A 23,249-nucleotide genomic window follows, 5' to 3' on the forward strand; every position below is an offset into this window, starting at 1 on the left:
CTGGACCGCATGTTCACGCTGTACTGGCCCTATCTGTTTGCCGACTACTACCGCGGTCTCGAAATCGTGACGGCGGTGGTAGGCGTCGTCATCCTGCTCTCTAGTCTGGATGACTTGTTTATTGACGCCTGGTACTGGGTGCGGCAGATCTACCGCACGGTCGTGGTGCGGCGTCGTCAGTACAAGCGGCTGACGGCCGAGCAACTGCGTTCGCATGCTGAGCAACCTATGGCGATCATGGTGCCGGCGTGGCTGGAATACGACGTGATCGCGCCCATGCTCAGCAACATGGTGTCGGTTCTGGACTATACGAACTACACCATCTTCGTGGGAACCTACCGCAACGACGAACGCACCATTGCCGAGGTGGAGCGCATGCGCCGGCGGTACCGGCAACTGGTGCGTGTCGAGGTCCCGCATGATGGGCCGACCTGCAAGGCCGATTGCCTCAACTGGATCGTGCAGGCGGCATTTCTGCACGAACGGGCGGTCTCGCAAGTTTTTGCCGGCTTCGTGTTGCACGACAGCGAAGATGTGCTGCACCCGCTGGAACTCAAGTACTACAACTATCTGCTGCCGCGCATGGATTTCATCCAACTGCCGGTGACATCGCTGGAACGCAGTTGGTTCGAGCTGATCGCGGGGACTTACATGGATGAGTTTGCGGAGTGGCACAGCAAAGATCTGGTGGTGCGCGAGAGCCTCTCCAGCATGGTCCCGTCGGCTGGCGTGGGCACCTGCTTTTCCCATAGCGCGATGCAGGTGCTGACGGCCACGACGAGCAACGAGCCGTTCAATGTAGAGAGCTTGACCGAGGATTACGACATTGGCACGCGCCTCAACCGCATGGGGATGAAGCAGATTTTTGGCAAATTCGACGTGGACTACGTGACGCGGCGCACTTCCTGGTTTGGGCTCGGGCGAGAAAAGATGGGTTCCATCCAGATGCCTTTGGGCGTCCGTGAATTTTTCCCCGACAACTTCCGGGCGGCCTATCGGCAAAAGGCGCGCTGGACCATTGGTATTGGTTTGCAAGGCTGGCAGCAAGTCGGCTGGGCCGGCCCGCTCTCGACCAAGTACCTGTTGTTCCGTGATCGCAAAGGCTTGGTCACTGCTTTCGTGGCCATCCTGGGCTATTTGCTGATGCTCAATTTCCTGGTGTTCTATGCCGCCGATCAACTGGGCTGGTGGACGGTGTACTACCCATCCGTGTTCCGTATCAATGGCTGGTTCATGACCATCATGGGGCTCAATGCCATCGCCCTCCTGCTGCGCGTGGTACAGCGCGCCTACTTTGTTGGCAGCATGTATGGGTGGGAGCATGGACTGCTGTCCATTCCTCGCATGGTGATAGGCAACTTCATCAACGCCATGGCCGCAGCCCGCGCCTGGCGCCTGTTCTTGTCGCACAAATTGCTGGGCACCCGACTGGTCTGGGACAAGACCATGCACGATTTCCCCTCGGCTGACCAACTTGACCGGCATCGCCAGCGTCTTGGCGAAGTGCTGCTGTCCTGGCGTGCCATTGATGCCAGTCACCTTCAGCAGGCACTGGTCATGCAGCGCGACTCGCGCCGTCCGTTAGGTGCCATTTTGTTGGAGCAGGGCTGGCTGGACGAAGGCACGCTGGAAGAAGCCATCTTATTTCAAGAAGCGGAAACCAAGCCCGTGGCCCCGCCGCACCCCGCCATGCAGGATATCGTCGCCGTATGAAGCCGCTGTGCAGCCGCACCCTTTTGGCCATGTCGCTGGCCCTTGCTTGGCCGCTTGCTTCTGCAGGGGCCGCCTCGCAGCACGGGGACACTGAGGCACAGGGCGACGAGATTCCCTTGCATCTCACGATGTCCATGGTGATGACGATGCCCGATCCATCGCGCCCAGCACCCAGGCCGAACGCTCCGCAAGAAGTGCCTCAAGTCGCGCAGTTGCTGCGTGACCCGCGCGAGGTCGTGACTGCACGCTTGAGGCTGGCCCGCGCGTTGACGCTGCATCCGGGTGCTCCAAGGGGGCAGCCAGTGCTGGCAGCAGCGCCACCCGCACCGCTGTCCACCAACCGGCTTGGGCCCGAGTTGATTGCGCATGCTTTGCAGGAGATTGAGCACATGCAGGACAGCTCCTGGAGCGCTGGCCCCGCAGATACCATCACGGACAACGTCTTCCAGCGCGCTTTGATGCGGTACGTCAGGCTGCAAATGCCCGCCTTGCCGGTTTGGCAAGCCCCGCGACCCGATGCGCCGGTGCAACCCGTTCAACCTGTGGCACCTTTCCCCGCGATTGCGCCTCCCGATCAGATCGAGCGTCCACAGCGCGCGGAACCCAACAGCAAGCCAGCAGCACGGGCCAGGCGCAGCAGTGGCGGCCTGCGCGGCCGGGCGTGGCACCTTTCGGATCAAGGCTACAAGGCCTACGCCCGCGGCGACTATGAAACTGCGCTGAAACGTGCAGATGCCGCTTTGGCACTGCGTCCGGATGTAATTCGTTTGTACCAATTGCGCGTGTATGCCTTGCAGAAATTGGGGCGCATTGACGACGCGGTGCATGCTGCCGAGCAGGCCATCACCAACGGTTACACCAGTCCCGAGCTGGAGGCGGCGCTTACGAACCTGAAGTCGGCGCCAGGGGCCGCCGGCACTGTGCCTACGACACCGGAATACCGCAAGGCCTTTCCTATCGCCACGCTCGCGTTCCAGCAGCTGGCCTCCGGAAAGTACGCGGAGGCCGCTTCCAATGCAGAAATTGCCGTGCGCACGGATCCCAGCCAGGGCGATTGGGCACTCCTTTGGCTCAATGCCCTGGAAGATCTACAGCGCTACGAGGACATGATTGCTGCAGGCCAACAAGCTATCGAGCTGGGCGCACCCAACCGCGATGCCATTGGAGCCTTGATGCGCGTGGCCAGTCAGACGATCGCTGTTCAGTACGCTCAGAAGGCTTTCGACGCGATCGCCGCGAACCGTCCCCAGGACGCTGTGCCAGAGGCGCGCGAAGCTGTGCGCCGGGCCCCGGATGTCGCCAGCCATCGTCTGTTGCTCATCAGTGCCTTGCAGGCAACGCAGGACATTGCAGGAGCAGAAGTGGCGGCAAGCGATGCGTTGAAAGACGATGATGAAAATACCACCATTCATCTCCAGCGAGCGTACCTGCGCCAACAATTGGGGCAGGGAGATGCTGCGCAGCAGGATATTGACGCTGTCCTTGCCCAGGACTGGATCGACGAGGCCCTGCGCCGCAACACCCGTTTGATTGGTGCCGACCTTGCGCTTGCCAACGGACAACGGGGGCGGGCGCTGGCGCTGCTGGAGCCGCTACCTGCCGGTGACAGCCAGGCGAAGACTCGCCGCGAGGCAGCGAAGGCTATCGGCAGCTTGTGGAGACCAGCAGACGTACTGCCTGTGACGGCCTATGCCCCATTGCAGCTGTGCCGGGACACGCCCTATGGAACGGTGTGCGAAATGGAGCCGTGGGATGCCCCTGGTACCGACAACCTAGCGGCGCGGGCCTATGCGGCTTACGGCCAGAAGCGCTATCCAGAGGCGATTGCCTTGGCGCGCAAGGCGGTGGCAGAAGACCCTAAAAATGCGGGCAATCAAACGCTGCTGACGACGGCGCTGGCGGCGGGAACTCCGGTGGAGCAGCAGGAGGCCATGGCACGGCTTGACCAGGCATTGGCCGCGCAAGCCAATGACGCCAACCTGCTGCGCCAGCGCGGCTATTTGCGATTGGCCAATGGGAAACCCCTGTTGGCCTTGGAGGATTTTGTCGCGGCGCGCAATACAGGAAACGCACCCGCCACCAACTTGCTCGACGAAGCGTATGCCATGGCCGCAACAGGCCGGCGGTTGCCGGCCGCTGCCATGTTGCGCCAAGCGATTGACGACGCCGATGAAGGCAAACTGCCGCTGGACAAACAGCAGCGCTTCGATACCCGCAGCGCCATTGCCAACTTTTCTCGCGAATGGGGGCTGACGGCGTCGGTCGGCTACCGTGGTGCCCGTGCCCCGTCGAACGGCCTGGTTGGGCAGCCTGTTTCCGTTCCGGGAAATTCCGAGTTCAGCACGGTGGAAGCGTATTGGCGACCGCCGGAGTTTCTTAATTCCAGCAGCAGCACTTTTGATGTCTACGGGCGCTTGTCGAATACGCTGCACAGCGGCACCGATGTCACGGGTGCGCAGAGCGTGCCAGACCCTTGTGGCGGCGGTGCGATAGCTGTCGCGGAGAGCCGCACGCACGCCCCATCGGGCTTTCCCACGACCACGGGCGCGCTTGGTGTCCGCTATACGCCGTGGGCCGAAAAGAACCTCACCTTTGGCCTGGAACGGCAATTCTTCCTCGGCAATGCAACCCGCACAGGGCTTCTCAACCCAAGTTCCAACGCCGTGCGCTGTTTGCTGAACCAGCAGGCCAGTGCGGTGGACTACCGAACCGATGCAGCCGCAGGCGCCTGGCAGGCCTATGTGCTCTACGGTTTCTATGAAGGCACGGGACTGCGCATCGATACCAAGAGCTGGTTCACCATGGAAGGCTACCTGCAGGCGGGCTACACGCTGCTGGATGCGCCTACCGCCTATACCCTGCGCGACAGCACTGGCCAGGTGCTGGGAAGCTCTAACGGCAAGCTCAAGCGTGGCCAGGGTTTTGCCGCTGGTGAGGTGCGTGTAGGCCGCAGTTTCCTCACGGATTACAGCGATCGCCTGGTGTTCTTTCCCCATGTCTCGGTGGCAGCCGACTGGTACTCCAACCGCAACCGCGTGACCGGCTCACCTGTCGCGGGCAATGCGAGCTTTGACCTTACAGGGAGCGGCAGCGACTGGTCGGTGGGTGCAGGCGTGGGCGTCAATGTGCGCTACTGGCTTCAAGGTGACCACTACCGCGCGCAAAGCTCCTATATCGATGGCACCTTGCAGTACCGAGGGCGCCTGGGCGGCGTGACCGACCGTGCCCGAGGGGTCTTTCTGAGTCTGACCTATTCCTATTGAGAGCGCTGGTCGCTGTTGTTGAACTCCCTTCGATCTGTCGATGAAACATTCCGCTCCCTTTTGCGTACTCACCCGCCGAACCCTGCTGGGTTGGCCTCTAGGACTGTGGTTGGCAGGTGCGGCCCACGCGCAGCCGGACATCCTGGCCATCATTGGCAAAGACAACTACCTGTTTCCTGCCTGGGGAACCACGGATGCACCCGATTGGGCGGCGATTGACGCCACCGTGGCGAGGGTGGCGGAGGTACGCCGACGCCTGGCCGCACGGGGCATTGCGCTGGTGGCGCCTGTGATTCCCAGCAAGAAGCTTTTTTATGCCGACAAGCTGGTGGGAGACGACGCGCTGACACCTGAAATGCTCGGCCGCTATGCCGGCATTCGCGACCGGCTGGCTGTGGCCAAGGTTCCGGGATTTGATGCCGAAGCATTGTTCCGTGCACTGCAGGCCAAGGGCGAACAGGTGTACTACCGTACGGATCAGCACTGGACACAGATCGCTGCCGATGCCACGGCGCAGGCCACGGCGGAGCTGATTCACCAATTGGTGCCCCAACTTGCAGGCAAGCCCGGAACCGGCCTTGCGCTGGGCGCTATTACCAAAGAGCGGCGCTACGGCGACCTGGCCGACCGTTTCCTGTCTCCTGAGCAGCGGCGTGCGGCGGGACGTGAAATCTTTACGGTGCGACGAGCGACGGAACAAACGGGGCTTCTCGATAGTGCGCCAGCTCCGGTGCACGTCACGGGAAACAGCATGGTGCAGCCGTATTTCGGTTTTCCGCAAAAATTGTCCAACCTGCTTGACCGGCCGGTGTCTGTCAATTGGAAACCGGGTGACGTAGGATTTTGGATCGTACTGATGGAGTACCTGGAATCCTCGGCATTTCGGACGCAGCCACCACAGGTCGTCGTCTGGCAGTTGTTCGAACCCAATTTGCATTTGGGTCCGAATGCAAAGGGTCTTTGGGACAGCGCATCGCTCATTTCCGAGCAGGATTGGAGCCAAAGGCTCGCAGCCGCGCTGCCGGCGTAGCTGCCATGGCAATGCCGCTACCGTCGGATGCACCGTACCGTGAAGGACACCGGCGTACTGCCTTCGCCGTAGCCATCGCTCTTGCCGCTGCGTTCGGCTGGGGCGCCCTGCGCCTGGCGCAGTTGCGTTTTGCTCCAAGCGAATGGCAGCCGTCCACCTGGGTGGATGGGCACGCGGGCAAACTCGTCAACACCGCCTTGGGGACGCTGCCTGGCCAGGCCCGCATGGACCGTTGGTCGGCTGCACTGCGCTACCGCCTGCTGGGCGACCTTGGGCGGCAGGTGCGTGAAGGCTGCCCTGGCTGGCTGTTTTACCGCGACGGTTTGCGCCCACCGCCGACTCGGGCGCACGTGCTGTCACAGCGGATCGACCTGATGCGCCGCTGGGCCTCGCGTCTTGAACAAGCCGGAGTGCGCCTGGTGGTTGCCACCGTACCCGATAAGTCGCGGATCGAGTCAAAACACTTGTGCGGCCTGCACCAGGCACCCCTCATGCACGCCCGCTGGAATACGTGGCAGGCCGCACTCGCGACAGCAGGCGTCCCGTTGATTGACTTGCGGCCCCCCTTGGTGTCGCTGCCCCAGGCCTTCTATCGCACCGACGTGCACATGGCACCCGCTGGCGCACAGGTGGCGGCGGATCGCATAGGCGATGCACTGCTTCCGCTGTTGGGTGGCAAAGGCGAGACGCAGTTCGTCGAAAGTGCAGGTCCCAAGCCTGAGGTGCGCATGGGTGATCTGCTAGTGCTGGCTGATCTGGCGCAGGCACCCATCGGTTGGCGCCCGCCTGTGGAGCAGTTCCTTCCCACGCACCTGGAAGCGCAGCGCCGCGGGGGCTTGCTGGACGATGTGGCGCCAGTCGAGGTGCTGTTGGTGGGCGATTCCAATGGCCTGCGCAGTGAATTTGCCGATCGCCTGGGCCGCAGTCTGGGTCGCGAGGTGTGGAATTTAAGCCAGGACGGCGGCTATTTCTCCGGTGCCATGCTTGACGCGCTGGCGCGCCAGGACCGCTGGCCCCACAGCCTCAAGGTGGCGGTGTGGGTGTTCTCGGAACTCTCGTTGTCACTACCGCTGTCCGCACAAGAGCAGCGCGCGTGGGCCGCCATGCACTGAGGCAGCCTTGCTTTTCAACTCTTACCTCTTTTTGTTTCTGTTCCTGCCCGTGGCGCTGGGCGGCTATTACCTGCTGGGATCGATTCGCTTGAAGTGGGCGGCAATTTGGCTATGCCTTGCCTCGTTTGTGTTTTACGGGTGGTGGAACCCACGCTTTGTCGTGCTCCTTGTCACCTCGATTCTTTTCAACTATGTGGTCAGCCTCTACGTGCTGCGCCATGCTGGACAGAAAAAACGCCAGGGCTGGATAGTGGCCTTCGGCGTGGCATGCAATTTGTTGCTGCTTATTTATTACAAGTACCTCGTGAGTCTGATCGCAGCACTGCAGGGCTTTGGTCTGTACACGAATTCGCCGGACAGCATCTTGTTGCCCCTCGGGATTTCGTTTTTTACCTTCACACAGATTGGCTATCTGCTTGATTGCCGGGCTGGCCTGGTGGCATCCCCCAGCTTGCTCAAGCACACCCTTTTCGTCACGTTCTTCCCGCATCTGATTGCCGGGCCGGTGTTGCACCACAAGGAAATGATGCCGCAGTTTGCCGAACCCGAAAACTATCGGTTCAGGGCAGAAAATCTGTCCATTGGCGGCGCCTTATTTCTTATGGGGCTTGCGAAGAAAGTGCTGTTTGCGGACAGCATTGCACCGTATGCCGACGCAGGTTTCATGGCTCCAGAAGGCCTTCAGTTCTGGGGTGCCTGGGCTACGAGTCTGGCGTATGCCATGCAGCTGTATTTCGACTTTTCGGGCTACTCCGACATGGCACTCGGACTGGCCAAGATGTTTGGCATTCGTTTTCCATTGAACTTCAATTCGCCGTACAAGGCCGTGTGCATCATCGATTACTGGGCACGCTGGCATATGACGCTGACGCGCTACCTGACCGCCTACCTGTACTACCCCATGGCAATGCAGATCTCGCGTTGGCGCAGCCGCCGGGGTCTGGCGGTCGGGTCTGTGGGCAGCCGGACACCCACAGGTTTTGCGCTCATGGTTGCCGCGCCAACCCTCTACACCATGGCGCTGGCCGGTGTGTGGCACGGCGCTGGCCTGCAGTTCTTTATTTACGGCGTGCTGCATGGCGCCTACCTGTGCGTGAACCATGGCTGGCGTATTGCGGTGGGTAGCCGCCTGAAACTGCAGCGCGCCTGGACACAGTGGCTGTGGCGCAGCACCTGTGTGCTGCTGACCTTTGTTGCCGTGGTGGCTGCCTTTGCGTTTTTCCGTGCCGCGGGCGTGCACGACGCCGTGGCGTTGCTGCAGGGCATGGCCGGCTTGCAGGGGTTTGAAGCCTGGCAGTGGCCAGGTGGCCTCCTGCGTGAGGTGGGAGGAATAGAGGGTTGGCGATTGCTGCTGGGGCGGAACTTGCTGGCTGTTTACTTGGTGCTGTTGCTGCTCATCGTATGGCTGGCGCCCAATACCCACCAGATTCTGGGGCGTTTCTCGCCAGCGCTCGCACGCACGGATGAGGCGCGGGTGCGCTGGCTGCGCTGGAAGCCGAGCCTCCCTTGGCTGGGGGTGCTGCTGGTGACGCTCTTTTTCTGCCTGATCCATCTCCACCGGGAAACCCGGTTTCTCTACTTCCAATTCTGATGTTTTGCTTTACTAAAAAAACTCGTTTTTTTGATCGGGTGCACCATGCCCTTGTGCTGGTGTTGATTGCCGCCTGCGGTCGGGCAGCGGCGCAGGAGGGGGTTTTGTCGCAGCTTTACGCAGCGCGTCCGCCGGCTGGGTCGTCCTATGTGCGGGTGGTGAATCCAGAAGCGCCAGCGCTCGCCGTGCGCGTGGCCAAAGGCTCCGTGCAGAGCATTGGCGGCCAAACCCCCGCAGGAAGCTATGCCATCGTGCACGGCGGGCAGGATTTTTCAGTACAGGTTGGGGATACAGAAATCACCGGGCTGCAGGTACGGCCCGATAGTTTTCATACCTTGGTACTGCGCCGTAGCGGCAAGCGCTATGCGGTTACCCCCGTGGACGATACGACCGATACCGAAGACGCGCTAAAGGCAGAACTGCGCTTCTACAACCTGGCGCGTGCGTGTCCGGAGGCTGCGCTGTCGCTCTCGCCGTCGGGCACGCCGGTGTTTCGATCGGTCGCGGCCAACGGTTCGGCGGCGCGCTCGGTCAACCCGGTGCGTGCAGCCGTTGCTGCCCAGTGTGGACAGGTCAGCACGCCAGCGCAGCAACTCCCCGCACTGCAGCCGGGGGACCATCTGAGCCTGTTCCTTTTGGGAACGGCACAGGCGCCGGTTTTGGTCATTCAGACCAACCGCACCGATGTCTTCAAGCGTTGAGCGACTGGTAGAGCGCAGCAAGCTGCTTGCGGTCCACCTTGTAGTTCACGGAGACAGGCAGACGCTCGCAAGCCAGCAGTTCTGTCGGCAGCATGTAGTGCGGAATCTTGCTGGCGAGCAGCGTTTTCCAGTCAGCCAACTCTGGTGGCAGGTTGGGGCCATCAGAGCCGATCTCTACAAAAGCGACCAAGCGCGCAACGGCTCCATCGGCACGGCGTAGGGCGATGGCGGCGGCAGGGCGTGCGCCCGGTAGCGTGGCCAGGGCGGCGTCTACCTCCAGCAACTCCAGGCGGTAACCGTGCAGTTTGATTTGGTCGTCGATACGGCCTTGGCAGTACAGCATGCCGTCTTCGGATTCGGCGCCCAAGTCTCCCGTGCGAAAGCCGCGCTCGCCATTGCGCTCGAACATTCGAGTGGCATTCAGATCGGGCCGGTTGAGGTAGCCCCGCATGACGTGCGGCCCCGCAATGCACAGCTCTCCACCGTCGCAGTACACGGCGCTGCCGCGCTTGGCACGCCCTATGGGCATAACGGCGTCGTTGGCGAGGTGGACGTCTTCGACGCGCAGCAATGTTGTGGCCACCGTCGCCTCCGTGGGGCCGTAGGTATTGAGGATGGGCAGATCTGGAAAGCGTTTGCGCAGTGCACGCGCCAACGGAACCGGCAGTGGCTCCCCGCAAAACAGCAGCGTTCGCAGCGACGGCAGCGCTGTTTGGTTGAAGCCTGGATTGGGGAGTTGCTGTTGGGCGAAGGAGGGCGTGGACACCCAGGTCGTGACCTGGTGCTCTTCCATGAGCGCAGCGACCTTCAGCGGTGACGCCGCCGTATCGCGGTCCAGCATCATGATGCTGCCGCCCATGGCAAGCGTGCCGAACACGTCGTAGAGCGATACGTCGAAGCTGAAGACCGTGTGGTTGAGAAAAACGGGGCGCGCTCCCAGATCGAAATCCAGGCGCATCCATTCGATGAACGTTTGCACGCTCTCTCGGCCAATCTGCACCCCCTTGGGTTGCCCGGTCGTGCCCGAAGTGAACATGATGTAGCACAAGGCCTTCTCTTCCATCACGGGCGCGGGCCCGGGGCGAACGACCTCGAATTGAGCACTGGCGGTGTCGTAAAGCAGGCTGGCGTCGAGGATGTCCAGGATGCTTTGCAGACGTTTTTGCGGATATACGGCATCCACTGGCACAAACGGCGCCCGCAGCATCAGCGCCCCGGTGAGCGCCACGAAAAAGGCCGACTGCTTGTGGCCACGGATGACGATGGGGGTGTCGGCATTCAGGCCCAAGGCACGTGCCTGTGCGCACCAGGCCAGGGCCTCTGATTGAAGTTCACGCCAGCTGAGGTGCCGATCGTGGGCAATGACGGCAGTTGCGTCCGGTCGAATTTCCAGGTCAACGAAACTGCCAGAATCAAAATCGAAATGCATGGGAGCCGATGATTTCAGCAGTGCGCCGCCACGTAGGTGGACAGAGTGCGAAGTGAGTGCAGGTGCTCCTCCACTTCCGTCAGTGGCACGGTACAGCCAAAGCGCCCCTCGATGGCCAGCATCAGATCGACGGCAGCGACAGAGTCGAGCAGTCCAGATTCCAGCAGCAAGGTGTCAGGGTCAACTTTTTTCAGAATGGTCGCGTGGATCATGTCGGCCAGCTGGGCTTCGATTTCGGAGGAGGTCATGGGCAGTGAGATGGGTGGTGGGGTGGTGTTCAGACGTTGCGTGTGATGGGCACGCCGAGCACCACGCTGGCGAGGCTGCCGAGAATGCGGTCGTCGTTGACCATCACCATTGCAGAGTGGGCGTCACGGATATGGCGACTGAGATAAAACTCGCCTTCTTCCATGTAGCCCTGGATACCGCAAATGCGCAGCGCGACATCGGTGATGCGCACTACCAACTCGGATGCGCCGACCTTCAGCGTGTTGTAGCTGACCATGCGGTCGGTGGCCGAAGCGCTGCAACTTGCGCCTTCGTACAGATCCAGATTCGCCGCAATCATGGCGCGCATTTGCTGCACCAGTGCTTCGCCCTCGGCAAGGCGCAGATTGGCGATCGGGTTGAGCGGCACGCCTGCGCGATTGCGTGCGCGCAGGAATGCCTGTGCGCGCGCCAGTGCGGAGGATGCAATGCCCAGCCAGACGGCGCCCAGCAAGATGTGCGAGGTAGGCAAAAGCGTTTGCGACATGGCGTGCGCGAAGAGGTCTGGGAAAACCTGCTCTTGGCTACAGTGGGAATGTAGATTAAAGCGCTGGGTGCAGGCGCCGCGCATGCCAATGGGGTTCCATGTATTGGTGCTGGCGAGCGTGGTTTGCTCGCGCAAGGTAGCTACCAATTGTTGATCTGATGCCGCAGCCTCTGGTGAGCGCCGGGCGGAGATCAGGAAAATGTCGGCCGCATGCGCGTAGGAAATGACGGAGCCGAATTTGTCCAGATGCAGCCCATCTTCGCGCGCATCAAGAAAGCAGGCACTGTGGCGGATAGCGCCACCCGTTGCGCCTTCCGTCGTTGCCGACGCGATCAGGCATTGCTCGCGGGCCATGCGCTCAAGAAGGTGGTGGTGCCACTCACTGTCCTGGGCATGGCCAATGGCCACGGCAGCTTGCGACTGGTGCATTGCAAAGATCAGCCCGGTAGAGCTGCAAGCTTCGGCCAAGCGCCTGCACACATTCGTAACCTCACGCAGCGACAGGCCTGGTCCACCATAGCGGTGCGGCACCAATAGCCCGAGCAGGCCTTCCGCACGGAGGGAGTCCAGTGCATGGTGTGGCAACTGTCCTGCCCTGTCGACTGCGTCGGCGTGTTCCGCTGCGATGGCGGCGGTGGTGGCGGCAGCAGAGGCTGCGAATGCTGTTGGAGACTCTGCGGTGGTGGAACTCATGCAAATAGTGCTTAGGGAAAGTTGCGGCATTCTCCCTGGGTGACCAAAGATCGGCAAGACTGCGTCTAGACATTGAGGCCGCTTACCATCGGGCAGCGACCGTGATGGCTAGACCTGCGCGCCCCAGGAATAGGGAAACGTTACCTCGTTATCGGAAGTCGTGATCAACCAGGGATCAATGGCAAAGGCTACGATTCGGTCTGCGCCATAGGAGCGTGCGATGGCCATTTGTGCGTTGATGCGATCGCCCGAAGCGGCCTTGGCGCGAAAGGCATTGTTGGTATTGGGCAAGGGCGGCAGTTGCTCGAATAATTCGACGATCAGGTCAAAGGGGATGGCACGCTCGCGCAACAGGACGCGCAAGGGCTCCAATCCCGCGTAATTGCCAAGGCCTGCCACGCCAACGCCATCCTGCAGCATGGGGCGCAATGCCACTTGATCCAGGATGTCGGTCCACAGCCCCGCCAAAGTGCCAGTGGTTGGCAAGGTGCTGTAAAAAGTGGACAACGCAAGTGGTTGTGTGGAGCTCTTGCTGGACGCGGCAGCAATGGCGCTCAGCCACGGAAGGAGCAACGCCCTTCGCTCGGGTGTCGCCCAGTTGTACTGGTCCAGTTCGTAAGGGAGGTACCAGCCACGGAATCCCGCTTGCGCTGGCCACCGACTTTCCTCCAGAGTCTGAACGCAACGCGCCTGGGTGCTGGCGAGGAAGTCGGGCAAACTCTGTGCGTTATCGCTGCGCAGGGCATTCCACCAGCCCTCGTCGTACGGCAGGCCGACCCGAATGCCAATGCCATTACTGCCGCCTTCGTCAAACAGCAATTGGATCAGTGCGTCTGGCATGGCCCATGGGTAGCTGCCGCCATAAATCGCGCTCCATTGCAAGATGATTTCGCTGCACCCCAGGTCGTGCATGATTTTGAGGCGCCGTTGCCACTCCGCGAGGGACAGCGTTTCATAGTTTTGCCATGGCTGAAGAAAGGTGGCCTGGAACTTCTCTGCAGTACCACCACCACTGCTGCAGGCCGCAAGCAGCGAGGTGGCAGCCATTGCCAGCCAGGTGCGGCGATTCAATTGCGTGTCGGGATCTATCAAAGGGGTGGTGTAATTGGGCATCTAGATTGCGTATCAGAGGCAAGATCGCTCAGCATAGCCACATCTTGTGCGACCTGCTGGGCGTTGCCTTGTTGACTCTGCCTTGTGAAGTTTGAAATTCCGTTTGGGCGCTGTTGGTGGAAGCCATTCGACAGGGCGAACGGGGCGGCCCCCTTGGCGCCTGATCAATGAAGGTGCACAGTCGTCAGTCCCATGCTGCGCCGCGTGCTATCTTGCGCGCCTCGCTTTCAACCGCCAGAGTTATCCCGCCATGCTTGCCAAACGCATCATTCCCTGCCTGGACGTCACCGGTGGCCGCGTCGTCAAGGGTGTCAACTTCGTCGAACTGCGCGACGCCGGCGATCCGGTGGAGATTGCTGCGCGCTACAACGCCCAGGGGGCAGATGAACTGACCTTCCTCGATATCACCGCCACCAGCGACGATCGCGACCTGATCCTGCACATTATTGAGGCTGTGGCCAGCCAGGTGTTCATTCCGCTCACCGTAGGGGGCGGCGTGCGCACGGTGGAAGATGTGCGCCGGCTGCTCAATGCCGGTGCCGACAAGACGAGCTTCAACTCCGCCGCCATTGCCAACCCGGACGTCATCAATGCGGTGTCCGACCGCTACGGCGCGCAGTGCATCGTGGTGGCCATTGACGCCAAACGCCGCCAGGGCGAAGACCTGGCCGCGCGCGGCGCTGGCTGGGATGTCTACAGCCACGGTGGGCGCAGGAACACCGGGCTTGACGCTGTCGCCTGGGCGCGCGACATGGCCGCACGCGGCGCGGGTGAAATTCTGCTCACCAGCATGGACCGGGACGGCACCAAGGCCGGTTTCGATCTGGAGCTCACCCGTGCGGTGAGCGATGCGGTTTCCGTGCCGGTGATTGCGTCGGGCGGCGTTGGCACCCTGGAACACTTGTGCGATGGCATCCAGATCGGCGGCGCCGACGCGGTGCTGGCCGCGAGCATCTTCCATTACGGCGAGTTCACGGTGCAAGAAGCGAAGCGGGCGATGGCGGCGCGCGGGATTCCGGTTCGTCTGGCGGCATAGCCCGCAGCCAAAATTTCAATAGAAATACGGCCCTAGTGCCGTGAGTTGGAAGTTCGTTTCAGAAAGCTGCCGAGAATCGCCGCCATGCCGCGTTGCAAATCCTCGCGATAGCTTCGGCTATCGCTGTGGTTTGCGCCTTGCCTGACGCCGATTTCGACAGCTTTCACTTTTTCAACCTACTTCCAATTCACGACACTAGCGCTTATGCAGTAAGCGGTAGAAGCTCTACTTTTGATAGCTAACTGCCAGCGATGGCCTCGCGCACGGCAGCCACCTGGCGGCGCGAGACCGGCACCAGGTCGGCCAGGCCCGCCAGGCGCACCGCCCAGCCTTCGCCTTCCTCCGCGTCAAAGTAGCGCTCCAGCGCCCGCACGGCGCTGCGCGCCACCAGCGCATTGCGGTGCACGCGCATCAGGTGTGCGGCGTGGCGCGATTCCAGCTCGGCCAGGGTGCTGTCGAGCACGTAGCTGCGCGCCGCGGTGCGCAGCGTGACGTACTTGAGCTCGGCCTTGCACAGCAACACTTCTGCCAGCGGCACGCGCTCGGTGCGGCCGAGGTCCTGAATCAACAGGCTCTCACCGGGCGCTGCCACGGCAGATGCCGGTGCGTGGCCGGATGGGTTGCGCAGGCGCTGCGCCTTGGCCAGGGCTTGCTGCAGGCGCTCCAGGCGCACGGGTTTGGTGAGGTAATCGAGCGCCTCCAGCTCGAAAGCACTGACGGCGTGCTCGGCATGTGCTGTGACAAAGACAATGGCGGGTGGCCAGGCGAGCGCGCGCAGGCGGTGCGCCAGTGCCAGGCCATCAAGCCCTGGCATGTGGATGTCAAGCAGCACCAGATCGACCCCGCGACCGTCACCTGGCGTGAGCAGTGCCAGGGCCTCGGCGCTGCTGGCTGCCTCAACGACACGGTGCGGCGGCATCGCGCCGCAATCGGCCAGCAGCGTGGCCAGGCGCCGGCGCGCCAGCGCTTCGTCGTCCACGATGAGAATGTTCATGGTGCGCGTCCTGTTTTGGCCGTGCGGGCCTCACCTGTTGGCTGCTTTGGCCGTGCGGGGGGGATTGAAAGCCGCACCTCGTACACAGCGCCGCGTATGCCAGCACTGAATTCGGCCTGCACATCGTGCAGCAGCGCCAGGCGGGCGCGCACATTGGCGAGCGCAATGCCGTGGCCCGGTGCGGCGTCACTTGTGCGCGCGCGCTCGGCAGGCAGAGTGTTGGTGATGCGGATGATCACCCGGCTGCCGCGCAGTTCGGTACAGACGCGCAGGCGCCCGCCCCAGTTGCTGGGCTCGACGCCGTGCTTGACGGCGTTTTCCACCAGCGGCTGCAGCAGAAGTGGCGGCAACAGAGCGCTGCCGGCGCGCGGGTCGATCTGCCACTGCACCTGCAGGCGCTCGCCAAAGCGCACCTGTTCGATGGCGAGGTAGCGCTGCGCCAGCACCAGTTCCTCGGCCAGCGTGACCGATTCGCCTTGTTCGATTAGCGCATGGCGGAACAGATCGCTGAGGTCTTCCAGCAGCGACTCGGCCCTGGACGGATCTTCGCGCACCAAGGCGATGGCGCTGTTGAGTGTGTTGAACAAAAAGTGCGGGCGAATGCGCGACTGCAGCTCGGTCAGCCGCGCGGTGGTCGCCGCTGGCGTGCGCCCGCGAGCGCGCAGCGCCAGGGCCGCCACCAGCAGGGCGGCGAGCAGCGCGCCGCTGGCAGCGCTTGCCCACCACGGTGGCGGTGCGGCGATGCCCACCATGGCCAATATGGTGCAGGCCCACAGGCCGGCGAGCGCACCCAGCAGCACGCCAACCAGGTATTGGACGCGCACCGGCAGGCGGGCCAGCAGCCGTTTGGCGCTGCAGGCGGCTACCAGCCAGGCGAGGGTTGCGGGCAGGGTGCCCCCCGTCAGCAGCGAGAGGCGGGCGAGCCAGTCGATCGGGTTTTGCGCGCCAAACATCACGCCCACGGCGAGCACCAGTTCGACGAACAACACCGCGCGCAGCACCACGCCCAGGTCGCAGGCATCGAAGACCAGCACGCGTGCGTGCTCCCGCGACTTGGGCGCTGGATCGGGCACTCCGGGAAGGGTCGATAAAATTTGCGTCTCGTGCATTGCGGCATCCGGGTGGTCCGGCTGTCGTGGGTGCGCGATTATTGCCCTGCCATGCCCACCAGCCAAGACCAAATCGCGCCTGCCGGCAGCGACTCCGCCCCTTCTGCCAACCAGCTCGACACCAAGGCCCAGGCCTGGTCGGCGCTGTTTTCCGAGCCCATGAGCGATCTGGTCAAACGCTACACCGCCAGCGTATTTTTCGACCAGCGCCTGTGGCGTGCCGACATTGAGGGGAGCCTGGCCCACGCGGAGATGCTGGCCGCGCAAAACATCATTGGCGCCGCCGACCACGCCGACATCGTGCGCGGCATGGCCGCCATTCGCGCTGAAATCGAAGCTGGCCAGTTCGAGTGGAAGCTCGACCTCGAAGACGTGCACCTCAACATCGAGGCGCGCCTGACGCAATTGGTCGGCGACGCCGGCAAGCGCCTGCACACAGGCCGCAGCCGCAACGACCAGGTCGCCACCGACGTGCGCCTGTGGCTGCGCGGCGAGATCGACATGATTGCCGCGCTGCTCGCCGATCTGCAACGCGCCCTGGTTGAAGTTGCTGGCCGCAATGTGGAAGTCATCCTGCCCGGCTTTACGCATCTGCAGGTGGCGCAGCCGGTGAGCTTTGCCCACCACCTGCTGGCCTATGTGGAGATGTTTGCGCGTGATGCCGAGCGCATGCAGGACGTGCGCCGCCGCGTCAACGTGCTGCCGCTGGGCAGCGCGGCGCTCGCCGGCACCACCTACCCGCTGGACCGCGAGCGCGTGGCGCGCACGCTGGGAATGGTCGATGAAAGCGGCGCGGCGCGCGTCTGCCAGAACAGCCTGGACGCCGTGAGTGACCGTGATTTCGCCATTGAATTTGCCGCCGCCGCCAGCCTGGTGATGGTGCACATCAGCCGTCTGTCGGAAGAGCTGGTGCTGTGGATGAGCCAGAACTTCGCCTTCATCCGCATTGCCGACCGCTTCACCACCGGCTCGTCGATCATGCCGCAGAAGAAAAACCCCGACGTGCCCGAACTGGCGCGCGGCAAGGCCGGCCGCGTGGTCGGCCATTTGATGGCGCTGATCACGCTGATGAAAGGCCAGCCGCTGGCCTACAACAAGGACAACCAGGAAGACAAAGAGCCCTTGTTCGACACCGTGGACACGCTCAAGGACACGCTGCGTATCTTTGCCGAAATGATCGGCGGCCAGTTGGATGCGGCCACCGGCGAGAAAAGTGGCGGCATCACCGTCAATGCGCAGCCCATGGAAGACGCGGCACGCAAGGGCTACGCCACGGCCACCGACCTGGCCGACTACCTGGTGAAAAAGGGTTTGCCGTTTCGCGACGCCCACGAAACCGTGGCGCACGCTGTGAAAGCGGCGCAATCCCACGGCTGCGATTTGTCGGAGCTGCCGCTCTCGGTGCTGCAGGGCTTTCACCCCCAAATCGACAAGGATGTGTACGGCGTGCTGAGCCTGCGCGGCTCGCTCGATGCACGCAATACCCTGGGCGGAACGGCGCCCGCACAGGTCAGAATGCAGATTGCGCGGCACCAGGCGCGCCTGGGCTAGGAATTTTGAATGAAATTGGCCTCTAGCGCTTGATGCATAAGCGCTTACAGCTATCAAAACAATAGTTTTTAACGCACGGCTGTCCTAGCGGCAGCGTGTGGCAGCGCCCATTTTTTCCCGCCAAAGGAGTTCCGCCGATGTCCCCGTCTCGCCGCAGCCTGATCTCGCGCGCCTTGCGCACCACCGCCGCCCTGGGCGCCAGCCTGGCCCTGTGCAGCGCGTTCGCGCAGGGTGCCAAACCGATTCGTCTGATGGTCGGCTTCCCGGCCGGCGGCGGCTCGGACGCCATTGCCCGTCTGCTGGCCGCCAAGCTGCGCACGCCGCTGGGCACCGAGGTGCTGGTGGAAAACCGGCCCGGTGCGGGCGGGCAGATTGCGGCGCAGGCGCTCAAGGCCGCGCCGGCGGATGGCAGCGTGCTGTTCCTCTCGCACGACCACACCATTTCCATTCTTCCGCTGGTGGTCAAAAACCCCGGCTACGCGCCCGAGACCGATTTCGTGCCCGTGGCCGGTATCGCCACCTTCGTCAACGCCTTTGCCGTGTCAGGCGGCACGCCGGCCAACAGCTTTGCCGCCTACGTGGATTGGGTCAAAGCGAAGAACGGCGGCAAGGACGCGGTGGGTATTCCGGCGCCTGCTTCCACACCCGAGTTTCTGGTGAAGGTCATTGCCGACAAATACAAGCTCGATCTGGTGTCCGCCCCCTACCGCGGCAGCGCGCCCATGGTGACCGACATGCTCGGCAACCAGATCCATGCGGGCGTGGGTTCGGTGCAGGACTTCATTGAAAACCACCGTGCCGGCAAGATCCGGGTGGTGGCTGTGCTGGGCACCCAGCGCCAGGCGGCGCTGCCGAATGTTCCCACGTTTGACGAGCTCGGCCTCAAGGGGTTTGAAGACCTGCCGTATTACGGTATCTACGCCCCCAAAGGCACGCCGGCCGCCGAGGTCAAGCGGCTCTCGGACAGCGTGGCCAAGGTGCTGGCGCTGCCCGAGGTGCGCACGCAACTCGTCGCGCTGGGCCTGACGGTGGACTACATGACCGGTGCACAACTGGCGGTGCGCGAGCACGCCTACACCAAGGCCTGGACGCGCATCATCCAGACCAGCGGCTTTCAGCCGCAGTAGGTCTGGGCCGGCGGCGGCGGGCGCAGCGTCGCCCGATACCCTATTGCTGCTTCGCCCGTTAGATCGATCTGCGCCAGCGCCAGCCTGGAAAGCCTCAGATGCCCTCGCCTGCCAGCGCAAAAGGTGCGGCCTGGCAGACCTTCATGTAGGCCTCCAGGTCCTGGATGGGAAGCGGCCGGCTGAAGAAGTAGCCCTGGTAGGTCTGGCAGCCGTGCTGCGCCAGAAAATCGCGCTGTTCGGCCTGTTCGACCCCTTCGGCAATAACCTCCAGCCCCAGGCTCTCCGACAAGGCCACGATCATGCGGGCGATGGCGGCATCGTTGGCGTCGGTCAGCACATGGGAGACAAAGCCCTGATCGATTTTCAGTTGGTCCAGGGGCAGGCGCTTGAGGTAGGCTAGCGACGAATAACCCGTGCCGAAATCATCCAGCGAGAAGCACACGCCCCGGGCCTTGAGGGTGCTCATCTTCGCGATCACTTCCTCGATATTGGTGATGAGCAGGCTTTCCGTCAGCTCAAGTTTCAGCCTCTGAGGGTTGGCGCCAGTCTCCTGCAGCACCGTGAGTACCTGGTCGACAAAATCGGCATGGTGGAACTGCCGGGCACTCACATTCACGGCAATGGTCAGGTGCTGGCGGTCGGCATGCTCTGCCCATGCGGCCAGTTGCCTGCAGGCGGTTTCCAGCACCCAGCGGCCCAGGGGCAGGATCAGGCCGGTGTCCTCTGCCAGTGGAATAAAGTCGAGCGGTGAGATCAGGGCGTGCTGCGGATGCTGCCAGCGCACCAGGGCCTCCACGCCCACCATGGCGCCTGCCCCGTTGACCTGGGGCTGGTAGTGCAGAACGAAATCCTGGCGCTGCAGCGCGATGCGCAATTCCTTTTCGAGCGCCACCCGTTCGGCCAGCACGGACTGCATCTGCGGGTCGAAGAAGCACAAGGCATTTCGCCCCGAGGCCTTGGCGCGGTACATTGCGAGATCGGCCTGTTTGAGCAATTCTTCCACCGAGCCCTGGGACTGCCCAAACAGCGTCACGCCAATGCTGGGCGTATTGTGGTGCGCGCTGCCCTGCAGCACGTAGGGCTCATTGAGGGCGAGCAGGATGGTGGCCCCGACTGCTTCGGCCTGTTTCACGGCCTGCAGAGCATCCTGGCTCAGGCCCTCGAGCATGATGACGAATTCATCACCTCCGAGCCGGGCCACGGTATCGCCTTTGCGCACGCAGCCTACCAGGCGCTGGGCGACCTGCTGCAGCAGTAGGTCGCCCATGTAGTGGCCGCGCGTATCGTTGAGCCCCTTGAAGTCGTCAAGGTCGATGAAAAACAACGCCCCCCCGCGCTGGTTGCGCGTGCTCACGATCAGGGCATGCTCCAGGCGGTCCAGCAGCAAGCGCCGGTTGGGCAGGCCCGTGAGTGGGTCCGAAAAGGCCAGCAACTGGATGCGCTCTTCGTTCTGCTTCTGGTGCGTGATGTCCGAGAACGTGGCAACGTAGTGCGTTGGCTGGTCCAGGGGAGCGTCCACCGTCGTGATGGACAGCCATTGGGGGTAGATGTCGCCCGATTTGCGCCGGTTCCAGACCTCACCCTGCCAACGGCCGTAACGGGTGATGGCCTCCCACATGTCGGCGTAGAACTTGCGATCGTGCCGTCCCGACTGGAGCATGCGGGGGTTCTGGCCAATCGCTTCTGCACGGTCGTAGCCGGTGATGGTGCAGAAAGCGCGGTTGACGGCGATGATGGAGCCATCACGTTCGGTAATGCTGACCCCCTCGGCGATGTTGTCGAAGACCGTGGCCGCCTGGCGCAGATCATTTTCCATGCGCGTGCGTTCGGTGATGTCGAGCATGACACCGACCAGTCCGCCCACGCTGCCATCGGGGTGGGTGAACGTGGCCTTGTGGAAAATGACTTGGTGCAGCGTCCCATCCGCATGGCGCACTGCGCTCTCGTAGATTTGCTTCCCATGCTGCGCCAGAAGCTCCCGGTCCGCGGCCAGGTACCGGTCGGCCAGTGCTTGGGGCGCAACGCCAGGGGGCGTTTTGCCAACGATGTCTGCCGCAGGCTTTCCGATGAAGGCCTCAAAGGCGCTGTTGCAGCCCAGATAGCGCAGTTGGGCATCCTTGTAGAACAGGGGGCTGGGAATGGCCTCGATCAGCTGGTGCAGGAAGCTCAGTTGCCGGGACAGCTCTTCGGTGCGTGCCTGAACGCGCTCTTCCATCACCAGGTTGGCGTGCTGCAGTGCGGTGCTGCGGTCCTCAAGCAGTTGCTGGTCGCGCCGCCGTTCGGTCACGTCCTGCACGGTTTCGATGGCGCCGGTCAGCTGGCTCTGCGCATCGCGCAGTGGGGCGGCCGTGATGTGCAGCCAGCGCCCGTTCTCTGCGACGTTGGCCAGAAATACTTCGACCTCCAGCGCGCCTGCGATCAGGGTGGAATAGCGAGCGTTGGGGTAATGGGTGGCGAGCACATCGTCCGGAGCCTGGTCGACCAGCAGACTGGCCAGGGTCGGCTGGGGGGTGGGGTACCAGGCGCGCCAAACCTCGTCGCGGCCCAGCATCGTGGTGGCGTCCCTGCCTGTCAGTGCGGTGCAGGCACGGTTCCAGTGGGTGATGTGGTGCTGTGCGTCGATGACGAAGGTGGCCAGTGGGCTGCCATCGACAATTTGCGCGAGCTGGCGTTCCCGCTCGCGGATCACCAACTCCGCTCGCCGCAGATCGGTGATGTTGCTGCCTGTGCCATGGTAGCCCTCGAAACGGCCCTGATCGTCAAACCGGGCGCTGCCGCTGATGGAAAAATACTGTGTGCTGCCGTCCTCCGCAGCGATTTCGTATTCGAAATGGCGAAAGGGCTCGTGCCGCTGGTGGCAGGCGATGTGCTCGGCCAACTGGTCGTCGGTGATTCCTTGAATGGGCATATCCCAGCGCCGTTTCCCAAGAAAATAGCTGGGCGCGCGGCGCAGCTTTTCGGGTGAGTTGCCGAAAAACCGGATGAAACGAAACTCGGTGTCCTGTTCCCAGAACCAGTCGGACGAGAGGTTGGAAAAATCCGTCAGCGTGCGGGTGCGCTGTTCGACCAGTCGCTCGGCGCTTTCGTAGGCGGCGCGCAGGGCGGTGTCGGCCCGGTGCCTATCGGTGATATCGGTGTAGGTGGAGACCAGACTGCCATCGGGCAGCGGCCGGTCCACGATGGCCAGGACTGTGCCCTGGGGGCTGATATGCTCGAAGGCGCTGGGTTGGCCCGCGCGCACTCGCGCTACCCTGCGGGACACCAGGGCCTGCAGTTCTGCCGGGGAATGGCCCGTGCCTTCTGCGTAGCGCTGCAACAACTCTTGCAGCGGCTGGCCAAGGCGAACCGCAGTCTCGGGAACGCCAATCAGATCGAGAAACCGCCGGTTCCACACCACCAACTGTAGGTGGCTGTCGAAGAGCGTGATGCCCTGGTCAATGTAGTTGACGGCGTCGTGCAGGCGGCTGAGACTGAACGCCATGGCCTGGCTGGCATGGCCCAGTAGGTCGGTCAGGCGGGTGTTTGGGGCGCTGCTGCCCAGCGCTTGTTCAATGGCGGGGGTGGACGTAGACGATGCGGGCACTTCCGGGCGCACCTGCAGCAGCGATGTCACACAAAAGCGCACGATCCGCGCCAGAGGGCGCACCACCTCCAGTGGCCCGGCGATGGCAAAGCAGGCCATCCGCTGGCCGCCCAGGTCGATGCCCATGTTGATGCCCTCGCGCATGGTCGCCGAGTGGGCGGCTTCCTCCGGGGTGACGCTGTATTCTTCCAGCGTGCCTTGCATGATGCGCTGCGCCATCGCGTGCGTGTGGCCGATGCGCTCACGCTCGCTCGACGCCACGATGCGCCCACCTTCCCCCATGAAGCTGCAGACCAAATCCAGTTCCGCGTGAAGTACATCACACAGGTTCTGGCCAAATGGAATGTCGAATCGCGTGGGCATGGCGTATTGTGCTGGCAGGATGGCACGACTCCGGCATTGACGGGTCCTGTCGTGCGAGCACGGCATTATTTTGCTCGCCTTGTGGTT

General features: G+C 62.8%; 16 protein-coding genes. 9 read left to right on the forward strand and 7 right to left on the reverse strand.

Features of this window, described 5'->3' with window-relative positions; genetic code table 11:
* Positions 1–9 precede the first annotated feature (9 nt).
* From AC07ZH_RS03960 to AC07ZH_RS03985, 6 genes are read left to right on the forward strand one after another with little or no spacing between them, the layout of a single operon-like run.
* Complete coding sequence (locus AC07ZH_RS03960) at positions 10–1,713, forward strand: glycosyl transferase family protein (protein ID WP_495198635.1); 1,704 nt, start codon at positions 10–12, stop codon at positions 1,711–1,713.
* A gap of 29 nt (positions 1,714–1,742) precedes the next feature.
* Complete coding sequence (locus AC07ZH_RS03965; RefSeq protein WP_495198636.1) at positions 1,743–4,976, forward strand: NfrA family protein; 3,234 nt, start codon at positions 1,743–1,745, stop codon at positions 4,974–4,976.
* A gap of 40 nt (positions 4,977–5,016) precedes the next feature.
* The gene (locus tag AC07ZH_RS03970; RefSeq protein ID WP_495198637.1) at positions 5,017–6,006 is read left to right on the forward strand and encodes an alginate O-acetyltransferase AlgX-related protein; all 990 of its coding nucleotides are present in this window, start codon (positions 5,017–5,019) and stop codon (positions 6,004–6,006) included.
* Between the two features lie 5 nt (positions 6,007–6,011).
* Positions 6,012–7,118: an alginate O-acetyltransferase AlgX-related protein gene (locus AC07ZH_RS03975; protein ID WP_119109465.1), complete on the forward strand. Its 1,107-nt coding sequence runs from the start codon at positions 6,012–6,014 to the stop codon at positions 7,116–7,118.
* Positions 7,119–7,125: 7 nt separating this feature from the next.
* On the forward strand, positions 7,126–8,709 hold the full coding sequence (locus AC07ZH_RS03980; protein ID WP_495198638.1) for an MBOAT family O-acyltransferase: 1,584 nt from the start codon (positions 7,126–7,128) through the stop codon (positions 8,707–8,709).
* Positions 8,710–8,747: 38 nt separating this feature from the next.
* Complete coding sequence (locus tag AC07ZH_RS03985; RefSeq protein ID WP_495198639.1) at positions 8,748–9,410, forward strand: alginate O-acetyltransferase AlgF; 663 nt, start codon at positions 8,748–8,750, stop codon at positions 9,408–9,410.
* Here the strand turns inward: AC07ZH_RS03985 and AC07ZH_RS03990 are convergent.
* The 4 genes from AC07ZH_RS03990 to AC07ZH_RS04005 all read right to left on the reverse strand — a co-directional run bounded on the left by AC07ZH_RS03990 (position 9,400) and on the right by AC07ZH_RS04005 (position 13,399).
* Positions 9,400–10,839 carry an AMP-binding protein gene (locus AC07ZH_RS03990; RefSeq protein ID WP_495198640.1) on the reverse strand — a complete coding sequence of 480 codons (1,440 nt, stop codon included), beginning with the start codon at positions 10,837–10,839 and terminating at the stop codon, positions 9,400–9,402. The two genes, AC07ZH_RS03985 and AC07ZH_RS03990, sit on opposite strands and share 11 nt — an antisense overlap.
* Before the next feature lie 14 nt (positions 10,840–10,853).
* Complete coding sequence (locus AC07ZH_RS03995) at positions 10,854–11,087, reverse strand: acyl carrier protein (RefSeq protein WP_495198641.1); 234 nt, start codon at positions 11,085–11,087, stop codon at positions 10,854–10,856.
* A gap of 29 nt (positions 11,088–11,116) precedes the next feature.
* Complete coding sequence (locus tag AC07ZH_RS04000) at positions 11,117–12,286, reverse strand: acyl-CoA dehydrogenase family protein (protein WP_495198642.1); 1,170 nt, start codon at positions 12,284–12,286, stop codon at positions 11,117–11,119.
* Between the two features lie 108 nt (positions 12,287–12,394).
* Positions 12,395–13,399, reverse strand: coding sequence for a DUF4434 domain-containing protein (locus tag AC07ZH_RS04005; RefSeq protein WP_495198643.1), 1,005 nt, complete (start codon positions 13,397–13,399; stop codon positions 12,395–12,397).
* Between the two features lie 250 nt (positions 13,400–13,649).
* Here AC07ZH_RS04005 and hisF point away from each other — a divergent pair, with 250 nt between their 5' ends.
* Positions 13,650–14,435: an imidazole glycerol phosphate synthase subunit HisF gene (gene hisF / locus AC07ZH_RS04010; protein WP_495198644.1), complete on the forward strand. Its 786-nt coding sequence runs from the start codon at positions 13,650–13,652 to the stop codon at positions 14,433–14,435.
* A gap of 238 nt (positions 14,436–14,673) precedes the next feature.
* Here the strand turns inward: hisF and AC07ZH_RS04015 are convergent, their stop codons facing one another.
* Together AC07ZH_RS04015 and AC07ZH_RS04020 are read right to left on the reverse strand one after the other, a co-directional pair.
* Positions 14,674–15,429, reverse strand: coding sequence for a LytR/AlgR family response regulator transcription factor (locus AC07ZH_RS04015; RefSeq protein ID WP_495198645.1), 756 nt, complete (start codon positions 15,427–15,429; stop codon positions 14,674–14,676).
* Complete coding sequence (locus AC07ZH_RS04020; RefSeq protein ID WP_495198646.1) at positions 15,426–16,538, reverse strand: sensor histidine kinase; 1,113 nt, start codon at positions 16,536–16,538, stop codon at positions 15,426–15,428. Before AC07ZH_RS04020 ends, AC07ZH_RS04015 begins: the two co-directional genes overlap by 4 nt.
* A gap of 51 nt (positions 16,539–16,589) precedes the next feature.
* Here AC07ZH_RS04020 and argH point away from each other — a divergent pair, with 51 nt between their 5' ends.
* Positions 16,590–18,089 (forward strand): argininosuccinate lyase, encoded by a 1,500-nt coding sequence (gene argH / locus AC07ZH_RS04025; RefSeq protein WP_495198647.1) that lies wholly within the window; start codon positions 16,590–16,592, stop codon positions 18,087–18,089.
* A 137-nt stretch (positions 18,090–18,226) separates the two neighbouring features.
* Complete coding sequence (locus AC07ZH_RS04030) at positions 18,227–19,216, forward strand: Bug family tripartite tricarboxylate transporter substrate binding protein (RefSeq protein WP_119108932.1); 990 nt, start codon at positions 18,227–18,229, stop codon at positions 19,214–19,216.
* 94 nt (positions 19,217–19,310) lie between these two features.
* On the opposite strand, the gene AC07ZH_RS04035 is transcribed toward AC07ZH_RS04030, so the two are convergent.
* A complete protein-coding gene (locus AC07ZH_RS04035) occupies positions 19,311–23,162 on the reverse strand; it encodes an EAL domain-containing protein (RefSeq protein WP_495198648.1) in 3,852 nt (1,283 codons plus the stop codon).
* Positions 23,163–23,249 lie beyond the last annotated feature (87 nt).

The sequence above is a fragment of the Simplicispira sp. GW247-4R2A genome, from assembly GCF_059424465.1.

Excerpts from the sequence above, each read along its gene's own strand:
- AC07ZH_RS03960 (WP_495198635.1), top strand. The coding sequence starts at position 10 with ATGTTCACGCTGTACTGGCCCTATCTGTTTGCCGACTACTACCGCGGT.
- AC07ZH_RS04005 (WP_495198643.1), bottom strand. The coding sequence starts at position 13,399 with ATGCCCAATTACACCACCCCTTTGATAGATCCCGACACGCAATTGAAT.
- AC07ZH_RS03990 (WP_495198640.1), bottom strand. The coding sequence starts at position 10,839 with ATGCATTTCGATTTTGATTCTGGCAGTTTCGTTGACCTGGAAATTCGA.
- AC07ZH_RS03975 (WP_119109465.1), top strand. The coding sequence starts at position 6,012 with ATGGCAATGCCGCTACCGTCGGATGCACCGTACCGTGAAGGACACCGG.
- AC07ZH_RS04020 (WP_495198646.1), bottom strand. The coding sequence starts at position 16,538 with ATGCACGAGACGCAAATTTTATCGACCCTTCCCGGAGTGCCCGATCCA.
- AC07ZH_RS04000 (WP_495198642.1), bottom strand. The coding sequence starts at position 12,286 with ATGAGTTCCACCACCGCAGAGTCTCCAACAGCATTCGCAGCCTCTGCT.
- AC07ZH_RS03970 (WP_495198637.1), top strand. The coding sequence starts at position 5,017 with ATGAAACATTCCGCTCCCTTTTGCGTACTCACCCGCCGAACCCTGCTG.
- AC07ZH_RS03965 (WP_495198636.1), top strand. The coding sequence starts at position 1,743 with ATGTCGCTGGCCCTTGCTTGGCCGCTTGCTTCTGCAGGGGCCGCCTCG.
- argH (WP_495198647.1), top strand. The coding sequence starts at position 16,590 with ATGCCCACCAGCCAAGACCAAATCGCGCCTGCCGGCAGCGACTCCGCC.
- AC07ZH_RS03995 (WP_495198641.1), bottom strand. The coding sequence starts at position 11,087 with ATGACCTCCTCCGAAATCGAAGCCCAGCTGGCCGACATGATCCACGCG.
- AC07ZH_RS04030 (WP_119108932.1), top strand. The coding sequence starts at position 18,227 with ATGTCCCCGTCTCGCCGCAGCCTGATCTCGCGCGCCTTGCGCACCACC.
- AC07ZH_RS04015 (WP_495198645.1), bottom strand. The coding sequence starts at position 15,429 with ATGAACATTCTCATCGTGGACGACGAAGCGCTGGCGCGCCGGCGCCTG.
- hisF (WP_495198644.1), top strand. The coding sequence starts at position 13,650 with ATGCTTGCCAAACGCATCATTCCCTGCCTGGACGTCACCGGTGGCCGC.
- AC07ZH_RS04035 (WP_495198648.1), bottom strand. The coding sequence starts at position 23,162 with ATGCCCACGCGATTCGACATTCCATTTGGCCAGAACCTGTGTGATGTA.